The 12,559-nt window shown below is 56.6% G+C and carries 6 protein-coding genes; all 6 read left to right on the top strand.

What is annotated here, in order from left to right; translation table 11 throughout:
• Positions 1–162 precede the first annotated feature (162 nt).
• The gene (locus FF011L_RS14830) at positions 163–3,828 is read left to right on the top strand and encodes a DUF1553 domain-containing protein (protein ID WP_145352436.1); all 3,666 of its coding nucleotides are present in this window, start codon (positions 163–165) and stop codon (positions 3,826–3,828) included.
• An 84-nt stretch (positions 3,829–3,912) separates the two neighbouring features.
• Complete coding sequence (locus FF011L_RS14825) at positions 3,913–5,199, top strand: DUF1501 domain-containing protein (protein WP_145352435.1); 1,287 nt, start codon at positions 3,913–3,915, stop codon at positions 5,197–5,199.
• A 154-nt stretch (positions 5,200–5,353) separates the two neighbouring features.
• Positions 5,354–8,629, top strand: a complete 3,276-nt coding sequence (locus tag FF011L_RS14820) for a PVC-type heme-binding CxxCH protein (RefSeq protein ID WP_218932643.1) — start codon at positions 5,354–5,356, stop codon at positions 8,627–8,629.
• Between the two features lie 97 nt (positions 8,630–8,726).
• On the top strand, positions 8,727–9,791 hold the full coding sequence (locus FF011L_RS14815) for an NHL repeat-containing protein (RefSeq protein WP_218932642.1): 1,065 nt from the start codon (positions 8,727–8,729) through the stop codon (positions 9,789–9,791).
• Positions 9,792–9,981: 190 nt separating this feature from the next.
• A complete protein-coding gene (locus tag FF011L_RS14810; RefSeq protein ID WP_145352433.1) occupies positions 9,982–11,343 on the top strand; it encodes a twin-arginine translocation signal domain-containing protein in 1,362 nt (453 codons plus the stop codon).
• A gap of 114 nt (positions 11,344–11,457) precedes the next feature.
• Positions 11,458–12,555, top strand: coding sequence for a dihydrodipicolinate synthase family protein (locus FF011L_RS14805; RefSeq protein ID WP_145352432.1), 1,098 nt, complete (start codon positions 11,458–11,460; stop codon positions 12,553–12,555).
• Positions 12,556–12,559: the final 4 nt, after the last annotated feature.

Here is a 12,559-nt window from a genome sequence, read left to right as displayed (position 1 = left end):
GTCGAAGGCCCCGCCTTTAGCGACGCTCCAGACGTCCCACCTCGATAGCTTGAATCCGACCCACCTCACTTGTGAACTGGCGCCGAGTCGAGCTTGGTATGGCTGCTTTGTAGCGTACCTTCCTCACCCCAACCGTCCCGCTGCACGCCTACGAGTTTTGTAATGCGTCCCATTTACGTTGCCCTCCTGCTAGTACTCGTTTCGTCCACCGCTGCGTTTGCAGCCGAGCCGACCGTTCGTTGGGATTTCGGCAGCGAAGAAACTAGGCCGCTAAAAGCGATAGGCAACGTAGCACGCGATCAAGCCGGTCCGCGTTCCCCTGAATTCCCTGACATGTCGTCCGACAATACGGCGGTACGTGTCGATGCTGGAGCCTACCTGTCGATTCCCGATCCGGGAGCAGACAGTGCATTCGATTTTAAGAACGGCGATCCCATTACTCTTGAAGCGTGGGTGAACCCCGCCGAAATCCGCGAAGGCGAGCCGCGATACATTATCGGGAAGGGACGCACCAATGCCCCCGGGTTTGCACGCGATAATCAGAACTGGGCATTGCGAATCGTGGGGGCTGAACGCGAAGCCAAGGTGAACTTCCTGTTCGCAACCAAACCAGTTGGCGGCGGCAAACACTGGCACCGCTGGACTTCTAAAATGGGCTTTCCTGTGAATACGGGTTGGCACCACGTGGCGATCACTTACCGCTTTGGTGAACCGGAATCGATCCGCGGCTGGGTCAACGGGAAACCGACCGACGGTCGCTGGGATATGGGCGGCCCAACAGTCGATCCGCCGGTCGTCGATGACGATGAAGTCCGCATCGGCGAACGTTTCGCTGGCATGTTGGATGCGGTCGCCATCCATCGCGCGGAGCTGGATGACAAAACTTTGGCCGCTCGATTTAATCGCGTCGGAGAAGAACGCGTTGTTCGAATGGCACCCGAGGTCATGCCCGACATGGGGCCGGTTCCGCCAGGTCGCGTCCTGTTTCAATTGTCCGAAAATATGCCCGCGGGCGACCGCTGGTTGTACGATAGTGAATCGTGGCCAGCCGAATCGACACGTTGGCTGGGCGATGCGTTTCTGCTGTCGCGGATCCCCGTTCGGTATGACGACTGGGGCATTCGTTCCAGCTGGAAGGCTCCGTTGCTGTTGCGGATTGCCGGGGATATCGAATTGCCCGCCGGTGACCATCGCTTCCTCGTTCGCGTTCGTTCTCTCAGTCGATTGTGGGTCGATGGTGAATTGGTCGCTCAGACCAAAACGGTGCGCAGCCGTGGCGGCAATCTTGAACCGATCATTCCGATCCCCGATCCGTTGGTACCGGGCGCCCGCTTGCTGCCGTTCCCTCAGCAAGAAGCATTCACGTCTTTCGAAATTTCGCCATCGGAACAGGACGGCCCGCGTAACGTACGCGTTGTGTTGGAAGTTATGGTTGGGGGCAATCGAGATCGGACCGAATCGGGTGAAGTGAGTGTGGCGTTTCAGCCGGACGGTGAAGGTCCTTTGTTTGTGCTGCAGCCGGACACGTCCTCACCGTTGATGTTGACCGATGCGTCGGTCGAACCGGTCCTGCGTCAGTTCGAATCCGACCTCGTCGCGTTCGAGGATGAAACACGCCGTGCCGCTGCCGCTTCGCAAGACGCCTTCTGGCAGCAACGGCACGATCTGGCGAGAGAAACCGTGAAGCCCAAGAAGACAGCGGACACCGATTCCGCCAGGCATCCTATCGACCGCTTTGTGGCTAGTAAAATTTCAAAAGCGATCGGCCAAGCGGCTCAGGCCGACGAGGCGACAACCGAGCATTTCCATAGCGAAGTCCTACCGATTTTGCGTGATCAGTGTTTCCGTTGCCACGGCGAAAAGGAACAAGGTGGCCTCCGGCTGAACTCTCGCGAGCACGCGCTGGGAATGGGCGAGTCTGAAATGCGGGCGGTCGTTCCAGGGGATCCCGACGGCAGTGAAATGATCGTTCGGATCCGTGATCGCGATATGCCCCCCACCGACGAAGGTCTGAGCGATCAGCAGATCGCGACGCTTGAACAGTGGGTCAAAGATGGTGCCACCTGGCCCAATCCTCCGATCGATCCATCCGCAGTGGCCGAAGCGCCGGTGGTGGATGATGCCTCGTTCCTCCGACGTGCGTACCTAGATACCGTTGGCGTCGGTCCAGATGCCGACGAAGCCCGTCAATTTTTGGCCAGCAACGATCCCGATAAACGCAACAAACTAGTCGAGCGATTGCTGCAGGACGAACGGTATGCAGACAACTGGATCAGTTTGTGGATGGACGTGTTGGCCGAAAACCCGACTCTCCTGAATCAATCGCTCAATTCGACCGGCCCGTTCCGCTGGTTCCTGCACGATTCGCTGCGAGACGGCAAGTCATTAGACCGGATGGTGACGGAATTGTTGCTGATGCGTGGTAGTCGTCACGAAGGCGGGAGTGCCGGATTTGCGATGGCTGGTGAAAACGATTCGCCGATGGCGGCGAAAGGGCATATCGTGGCATCGGCCTTTCTGGGCATCGAACTGCAATGTGCGCGATGTCACGATTCGCCTTACCACAGCACGACTCAAGAAGATTTGTATTCGCTGGCCGCGATGTTGAACCGTAAGTCGTTGGCTCCACCCAAAACCAGCCGCGTCCCGGATGCCTTTTTTGAAGGGATCGGACGTGAATCCCTGATCCGGGTAACCTTGAAACCGGACGTGCAAGTTGAACCGAAGTGGCCGTTCGCTTCGTTCACCGGCGTCGAAGACGGACCGCACATCGACTCGCTCATGCGTGACCCGAAGGACACGCGTGAACGGTTGGCGGCGCTGGTCACTTCGCCCGAGAACCACCGTTTTGCACAGGTGGTCGTCAACCATTTGTGGAATCGACTGTTGGGGGCCGGTTTGGTGATGCCTGTCAACGACTGGGAAGGCAAAACGCCCAGCCATCCGGAACTGCTGCAATGGTTGGCAGATGAGTTGGTTACACACGATTACGACTTGCGGCACGTGATTCAGCAGATCATGACATCGCAAACCTATCAACGCCAAGCGATCGGCCGCAATCAACAGGCTACCGCCGAACAGCGTTTCTTTAACGCTCCGGATCCGCGTCGCTTGGTGGCTGAACAAATTGTTGATTCGATGTTCGCCGCGTCTGGTCAGCGCATGGATACGGGAGAATTGACGTTCGTGCACGACGGAGCCGAACCGATTACTGCGCGTCAGACCTTGGGATCGCCGACGCGAGCCTGGATGTTTGCCGGGTTAAATAACGAGCGGGACCGTCCTAGTTTGTCTCTGCCTCGAGCCCAGCCGATCGCCGACGTATTGGAAGCGTTTGGTTGGACCGGCACCCGGCAGCAACCGATCATGCAGCGTGAATCCGAACCGAACCTGCTGCAGCCGGGAATCCTGGCCAATGGTACGCTGTCGATGTCGCTCACCCGTGCGGCCGACCAGAGTCAACTGGCGGAATGGGCACTCAAGGCTTCAACGCCCGACGAATTGTTAGACACATTGTTCCTGCAGTTCCTGGCTCGTTACCCCAGTGAGCAGGAACGAGCCGAGTTGTTGCCAGCGTTGGCGAACCGATTTGATTCCCGCGTGGTTCCTGCGGATCAAGTGATTCGGCCGACTCCCCTGCCGCCGCTGCCGCAATCGACTTGGTCGAACCACTTGGTCCCCGAAGCCAACGATATCCAAGAAGAATTGCAGGCTCGCGTGCGTCGTGGCCCTGCAGTTGATCCGCGACTCCAGCCTGAGTGGCGTGAAGTCTACGAAGATATCGTATGGAGTTTGGTAAACCATCGCGAGTTTGCTTGGATTCCTTAGTCCCCCAATTGATCGGTTCTGGCGGCGCCGCGTCGCCCGTTCCCACCTGCACCGTTTCTCCACTTCACGAATTTGAGGCGAGTCATGCAAGATCCAACCCGACGACAGTTTTTGGCCAGCGGTATGGCGACCGCCGGCGCCCTGAGTGTCGCTCCGCTCGCTCAAGGGAGCACTTCCCAAAAATTGCTGCAAGGCAAAGCCGAACATGTGATTTCAATTTGGCTTGGCGGCGGCATGGGACAGATTGACACGTTTGATCCCAAAGCCAAAGGGGACCCCAAGGCTCGCAAAGCGGGGGCTTACTATGATTCGATTGACACCGTCGTAGACGGAGTACAGGTCTGCGAGCATCTGTCCTCGATGGCTAAAGTGATGGATCGCGTGACTGCGGTGCGGACGGTGAACCATGGTGTGATCGATGAACATGCGGCGGCCACCAATCGCATGCACACCGGACGTGCGATTAGCGGTACGGTGACCTATCCATCACTTGGATCGTTGATCGCGCACGAGCGTGGTGCGGCTGGCGATGACGCGCCCCCTTACGTCTTGATCGGTTATCCAAACGTGACGCGCGGCCCAGGGTTCTTGGGAGCCAAACACGGCTATCTATACCTGACCGAAACCGGACGGGGACCAGCCGGGCTGTCTCGACCGGATATCATCACGCCGCAGCGCCAGGACAGACGCGAGCAGTTCCTCGCTTCGTTGCGCAAGAACGCTGGCTCCACTTCGGTAAGCAAATTGCTCGACTACGAATCCGCGATTGAACAGAGTATGAAACTGAGCGGTCCTGAATTCAATCAAGTCTTCAATCTGGATGGCGAACCGGACGATTTGCGTAATCAGTACGGTGGCGAATTCGGTCAACGCTGTTTACTAAGCCGCCGTTTGATCGAACGCGGAGTCCGATTTATCGAAGTTAGCCATAACCTGAACTTCTTGAACGGATCGGGGTGGGACGTTCATAACAGCGGGATCGTCAATCAGCACAAGTTGATCCAGGAAATGGATACCGCGGTTGCGACGCTGATCGCCGATCTCCAGAAAAAAGATTTACTGGACAAAACCTTGATCGTGATCACCAGTGAATTCGGGCGGCCGCCGGAATTCGACAGCGGTGGTGGTCGCGGCCATCAGGGGTCGGCGTTCAGTTGTGTTCTGGCCGGAGGCGGTTTGGCACATTGCGGGGCGTTCGGTGAAACCGACCATCTGGCCAAAAAAATTGTCGCCGATCCGGTTAGCGTTCCTGACTTCTTTGCCACCATCTGCGGATGCATGGGCGTCGACTACAGCAAGTACCTATACGCGGGGGACCGCCCGGTTCCCGTGACCGACCAGGGAACTCCGATCGCCAAATTGTTTTCCTAATGCAACAACGCGAAAAGATGGCTGCGCTCGGCAGGGCGTAGCTGCCGCGGAACCGTTCTGCTTCTGGCGAAGGAGGTTGCAGACGTTTGCAGCTTGCGGCATTGAAACACCTAGTGATACGTTCCAGCTGAGGCGATCTGACCTGATGATTCGAATGGCATCCGTTTTTGTTTGCGCCGGTCGGCTGTCGACTTGCTGTGGTTTACTGGCGATCGCGTTGGCCGTTGCCCTTCCGGGAGTGCCGTCGCATGCCCAGCAGACGCCAACGGAATCGCTGACATCTTTGCGTCCCGCCGACGGAATGGAGGTGTCGTTATGGGCAAGTGAACCGATGGTCAACAATCCCACTTCGATGGATATCGATTCCAGAGGACGTGTGTGGATTTCGGAAGGTTTGAACTATCGCATGCAGCAGCGGAAATTCGATCAACTCAAACGCGTTGACGGTGCTGACCGCATCAAAATCCTCAGCGATACCAACGGCGACGGCCACGCTGATTCGGTGATCGTTTTCGCCGACGATATTTTCCCCGTCCCCCTTGGGCTGGCCGTTGAAGAGATTTGGACCGACGGTCAACAAACCGGCACACGTGTTTACATCGGTCACTCTCCTGACCTGCTGGTACTGGAGGATACGGACGGCGACGATCGTGCAGACCGGCGTTTCAAATTACTAAGCGGTTTCCGGGGCGTTGACAGCGATCATGGTTTGCACGGGATGACCTTTGGTCCTGATGGCAAACTGTATTTTACGGTCGGTGATGCACGCTACGGAGCCGATCGCGTGCAGGCTCGCCAATCAACGTTTGACGTGACCGATCCGTCCGGCCGGCGACTATCCAGCAATAACTTTGGCACGACGCTTCGAGTCAATCGCGACGGTCACCAACTGGAATTGTTGACGTCCGGACACCGCAATAATTACGGAGCCACTGTCGACTCGTTTGGAAATGTCTTTGGGTCGGACAACGATGACGACGGCAATCGTGGCTCGCGAATGTACTGGGTGATCGATGGCGGACAGTACGGTTACCAGCACTCGAAATCGAATCGGCACTGGGCTGAAGAACTGCCCGGCATCATTCCTAAACTGGTCGGAACCGGCAACGGCGCACCGGGCGGATTGATTGTTTACGAAGGAGACCATTTGCCCGCACGCTATTTCGGCGCGGTGCTGCAAATCGATTCGGGAACTCGGCAGGTGAATGCTCACCCGTTACACCGTCACGGGGCCGGTTTTCGATCGGATTATGAAGTTGTACTGAAGGGAGAAGATGATTGGTTCCGTCCGGTCGACCTCTCCGTGGCACCGGACGGATCGGTGTTTGTTTGTGACTGGTACGACGCTGGCGTGGGGGGCAATCGTTTTTCGGATCAGACCACGGGGCGCATCTACCGACTGAGCACTTCGTCGACCGAACCAGCTAATACACTTCCCACAGCGGACGATTCCGACGACCCTGTGGCGGGGCTTCTTTCCGATCTGCAATCGCCCAACACTGTCACGCGGCTAGCGACTCGCGATCGTTTGGTTGCAGAAGGGGCGACCGTGCGGCCGCGGTTGCTGACGTTGTTTGGTAAGGCGCCCGCGCATGTTCGTGCTCGAATTTTGTATGTGTTAGACGCGCTCCCCGGCACCAAGCATGAAGACTTGTTGACCGCATTGAACGACAACGACCCACGAATCCGCGAAACGGCCGTCCAATTGCTTGCCCGCGACACGCAGCGTGAAGGGTTGGTCGCCTCGTCCGCGGGAACGGAGCTGAAATCCCCGGCTCTCGAGTACCTCGATCAACTAATGCCACTGGTGGACGATCCTGATTCCGGAGTGCGGCGAGCGTTGCTGCTGGCGCTGCGCAATGTGCCCAGTGAATTCCTGGGGGATGCATTGTTGGAATTGGTAGCAAGTTGGGACGGTCGCGACCGATATTATCTGGAAGCCGTACGAGCCGCATTGGTGGACCGCTCGGCGGCGGACCTGACCATTTTGTTCGACAGTTTGGCGGAACGAGCGATCCTTGCTGGCTGGGATAACCGTCCTATCGCCGTTCCGCCCTATTATCCGACCGGTACAAACGACGCTTTTTTGCGACCGGACGATACGCTTCCGCCGTCAAATTCGGCTAGCCAAGTAATCGGGGTTGCGTGGGCGCTGCAGCGTCCCGAGTCCTTATCGGCCATTCGTAAGATTTTGGATGCAAACGAGTCTCCGTCGGTTGAACAAGCCGCCACGATTGCGTTGTCCGAAATGGAGGACCGTCGAGCGGGCGAACTGCTGATTCGGCGGTACTCGGCCGCCACCGTGGACGCATCCGGGCGGCGCGAAATCTTAAAGCGACTGGGCGGCCGAATCGTTGGACCTTGGCAGGAACTGGCGGATTCGGATTCGTTGAATCAGGTGTTCGCAGCGGCTTTACAGGATCCGGCTCTGCAGCAGGAGGCGATCGCCGCGATTGCTCGGGGGCGAATGATCAAGTTCGGTCCGTCGCTGCTGGAGTTGGCTGATGCCGACGGTGGTGCCGTTCCCATCCGTGCCGCTGCGGTGGCCGCTTTGGGTGAACTGCAACATCAGCCCGCGCAAGCAGCCATCCAGCAGTGGATTGAAGCGGCTAGAAACCAACCGAGCGGCGGACCGATCGCATTGGCCGCGCTGGAGGCCACGACCCGTCTGGACGGGGCGGCTTCCGACGACGTGTTGGTGGACGTGCTCACCAGCGACAACATGCCGCTGGACGTGCGGCGCCGCGCCCTGCAGTTGATGACGTCATCAATCAAGGGTGTCGAACGGATCTTGCAAGTTTACCGCGAGGATTCCTTTCCCCAAGATTTGGTCGAGGAATTGTCCTTCCTATTACACAATCAGGCCGACCGGCGAATTCGTCAATTGGCCGAACAAGCGTTACCGGTTTCATCGGGCACAAGCGGGAAAAAAATCCACAATGTTCAAGCGGTGCTTGCCTTGCAGGGCGATCCTGATCGCGGACGGCAGTGGTTCGCAACACGTCAAGACGCCGCCTGCGCCCGTTGCCATCATGTGGACGGTTCTGGAAGTTTGGTGGGCCCGGATCTATCCTCGATCGGAATGAAGTACGGGGCAACGGAACTGCTGTACCACATCCAGTATCCCAGCGGTGCGATCAATTACAATTTCGTTGCCAGTACTTTTTTGTTGGAAGATGGCCGCGTGCTGAGCGGCTTGGTAATCGATCGCCAGGACGGCCAAATCACGATCGGAATCGCCACTGGCGAACGCGTAACCTTCGCGTCCGATGAAGTGGAATCGGAACGTCCCCAAGCTGTTTCGCTGATGCCAAGCGGATTGGTCTCTGATTTCAGTTCGCAACAATTAGCCGACTTGGTGGAATACCTGCTGACGCTGCGTCTTGGCGATGCCGTTAGCAGTACGAAGCAGGCAGGCCAACCGCAGTAGTAGCACCGTGCGCAACAGCACCGAATCCAACGCGATGTGTCATCAATGTGTCGCACCGCACCCGTCATGATAGAACCCGTTTGAAAGATTCACACCCATGTACCAGTCTCTAACTATTTCCGCCGTGTGGCGTCTGTCTTCACTGGCCGCGGTTCTCTTGGCGGCAACTTTCCTTTCGGCCGCGCTGGTGCACGCCCAGGACGTGACCGTGCTGATCGGTGATTCGACGCCAGCACCGAAACCGTCAACGACCGAGAAACTGAACATTCCTTTCGGTGTCGAGTTTGATCCTCAGGGGAAGATGGTGATCGGCGAGTATGTCGGCGGTCGCGTGTTCCGCGTCGATGGTCAGGGGGCATTGGAACGGATTGCCGGAACCGGAGCCCGCGGTTACGAGGGTGACGGCGGACCGGCGACGGACGCAACGTTCGACGCCATCCATAATCTGGCGATTTTGCCAAACGGTGATATCCTCTTATCCGACCACGCAAATCACGTCGTCCGACGGATCGATGCAACCAACGGAAAGGTCTCGACCTTCGCTGGGACCGGTAAACGAGGGTTTTCAGGGGATGGCGGAGCAGCCGCTGAGGCCCAGATGAATACCGTGATGTCCGTATCGCTGACGCCAGACAAGTCGCAGTTGCTGGTCGCCGATTTGGGCAATCACCGCATTCGTGCCATCGACATGAAATCAGGTCAGATCACGACTCTTGCCGGCAACGGTCAGCGGGGCATCCCCAAAGACGGTCAGCAAGCAACGGCTGCTCCTTTGGTCGATCCGCGCGCCGCGGCGATGGATGATGCGGGCAACCTGTACATCGTGGAACGCAACGGAAATGCACTCCGGGTCGTCCGTCCTTCGGGCGTGATCGAAACGGTCGCGGGGACTGGAAAACCGGGCGACACCGACGGGCCCGCCTTGAAGGCTCAATTGAAGGAACCCAAATATCTGGCGATTGATCCAGACGGTAACGTGTTTATCGCCGACGACATGAATCACACGATTCGCAAATACGATCCGCTTGCCAAGACGTTGACCACCGTGCTAGGCAAGGGCGATTACAAACTTAAACGTCCGCACGGCGTGACCGTCCGCGGCGATTGGCTGTACGTCGTCGACAGTTACCACCATCGTGTTCTACGAATGCCGCTGCCGTAATGCAGCCCCAGCCCGCTGGGCCGTCCGCCTTCCCGGCGGTTTCTCTGAGTGCTCTGTTGAGTGGTGGCTGCTCGGCTTCTTTCAACGGTGACCTTTCCAGTTGCTAGAATGGCAGCTTGACTAGAGACCGCAATCTTCCTTTCCTTGACCAGCCTACCTACACCTCTTGGAAACGCAGGAGCCTGCCCCCATGTTGAACAACGCCAGCCGTCGTGATTTTATTAAGACTTGTGGCACCGCAGCAACGACTGCAACGCTGCTTGGAACATCGCCTGCTTTCTCTGCCGCCAGCACGGGTGCCTCTTCACCAAAACGCTGGTTCAAAGGGAATTTGCACATGCACAATCAGTGGTCCGATGGCAAACCGCTCGCCCCTTGGGCCATCGATTGGTACAAGACGCATGGCTACGATTTTATCTGCCCAACGGATCACAACATCTTCCAGTCAGAAGAACTTCGTTTCCATGGATTTGGGTTTAACAATCAACCGTCCGATTTAGCTGCTTTCAAGGACGAGACCTCCTTGTGGAAAGTCATAACACCGACTGAGGGGTGGCCCAAGCTGACGCAGCGATACGTCGACGAATCGATAGAGAAGTATGGTGAGGAAGCGGTTCGCACGATCACCGTCGGCGGACAGACCTATGTTCGAATGACGACGTTCGCCGAACTGGAGAAACAGTTCGCCGAGCCGGGGAAGTTTTTGATGATCCCGGGATACGAACAAACCGGTGGCTGTCATAACGGACAGCAAGTCCATATGAATTTCATTAACGTCCGCGAAGTGTTTTCGTATATCACAGCCGAGACACCGACCGAGATTTTTGATCAGACCTTCACAAAGGGAAAAGAGGTCTACCGCGGACAGGACTATTTATTCATCGCGGATCATCCGTTGTGGCGATACTACGATTTTTCTCCAAAGGATTTGATTGCACAACCGCGGATCCGTTTGTTCGAACTGAACAACAACAGCATCGATGGACGCTACGATGCGAATCCTGATGGTTGGAAACCGGAAGAGTTTTGGGATATTGTCAACGCGCACCGCGCCTCCCATGATCAACCGCTGCTACTGGGGATCGGATCGGATGACCGCCACGACTACACGAAGGACGCAAAAGCTTGGAGCGTCGTGCGGGCGGAGAGCCTTGCTGTAAAAGACCTGCTGGCCGCGATTCGTGAAGGGGATTTCTACGCATCGAATGGACTTGATTTTGAAGATATTCAGTTCGATGGTAAAACGCTTACGGTCAAAATTGATGTCCGAGAGGAAGCTGGATATCGGATCGAATTCATTGGAACGAAAAAGGACTACGACCCGTCCAGCCAGAGCATTGAAGTCCAGAAAGGTGCACGCAATCCAGCACGGAAGATCGACGTTTTCTCCAATTCGATTGGTGTTGTTCTTGATTCGGTTGAGGGGACCGAAGGTGCGTATACATTGAAACCTGAAGATTTATATGTGCGGGCGAAAATTGTCAAAGTCGGCAATGAATCTCAGTCTGACTGGCAATCTCAGCCAGCAGCTTGGACCCAGCCATACCGGTGAGAATCTACGGCGAGGCTTGCGATATCGATTGATCGTGAAACGCGTTCGTTGATTCGCTGAGCCCTGCCCCGCTACCGTTAAACGCAATGTCCCATTCGTATTCCGAGAAGCATCATGACATCTAAACATACTCTCTCCCGACGGACTGTCGTCAAAAGCACATTATGCGGAGTTTCCAGCTTGGTGGCTGGTTCGGTCTTGCCGGGCAAGCCGCTGTGTGCTCAGCAGGACGGGTCTACCGCAAAGGCCGACCCCAAGGTTCGCGGGCCGTTTCCGATTCTCTCCACTCCGTTTACGGAGTCGGGAGATGTGGATTACGACGTTCTCGCCAAGGAAGCGAAATTCGTTTCGTGGGGTGGCTGCCCTGGAATGATCTGGCCTCAATCGGGAGACAGCGTCGATCTGTTGACGATGGACGAGAAGATGAAAGGCATGGAGGTGCTGGCCAAGACGGCCCGTGATCTGCCCACTTCGCTATGTCTTGGCGTGCAGGGAAAAGACACCGAAGAAATGCTCGCGTTCGCGGAGCACGCTGAGAAATTGGAACCGGAAGCGATCATCTCTCGACCGCCCGATTCCGGGAAAACCGAAGAGGATCTGCGGCAATACTGGACAGCCCTCGCATCGGTGGCCACGCGGCCTGTCATTCTTCAGACAACCGGCGGCGTTGCCTACAAAGGGCCTGTGCCGTCACCCAAGCTAATGATCGAATTGGCAGCCGAGTTCCCGCACTTTGGATATATCAAGGAAGAGGCGGGCGACGTGTTGGGGCGGATGAAAACGTCTCTCGCCGCCATGCCTCCTGTACGCCGTGTGTTTAGCGCACGTGGTGGATTTCATTGGCTACAAGAGTCTCAGCTTGGCTCGGAAGGTGTGATCACCGAACGCGCCGCTTATGCAGACGTGCTTACCCGTATTTGGGAATTGCAGGAAAGCGGTGAAGATCCCAAAACTCTGGAAGACGTTTTTAGTAAATTCATTCAAATGGTCAAAGCAAAACCAGGTGGTCTGCGTGGCGCTAACTTAATCATTTGGAAGAAGCGAGGCGTCTTCAAGAATTTGTTGTCTAGGAACTACGGTCGAGGGAAATCGACTCCTGCTTCGCCGATTATATCCGAACTAAAGATTAGCAGCGATCAAATCGCAGACGTTGATAATCGCTTTCAGGACCTTCATCCTTACCTGAAGGAAGTGACTCCCGATTTGTCATAACATC

Source organism: Roseimaritima multifibrata (genome assembly GCF_007741495.1).
GTDB lineage: Bacteria > Planctomycetota > Planctomycetia > Pirellulales > Pirellulaceae > Roseimaritima > Roseimaritima multifibrata.
The sequence above is the reverse complement of the archived record's forward strand: the minus strand, read 5'-3'. Positions and strand labels throughout refer to the sequence as shown.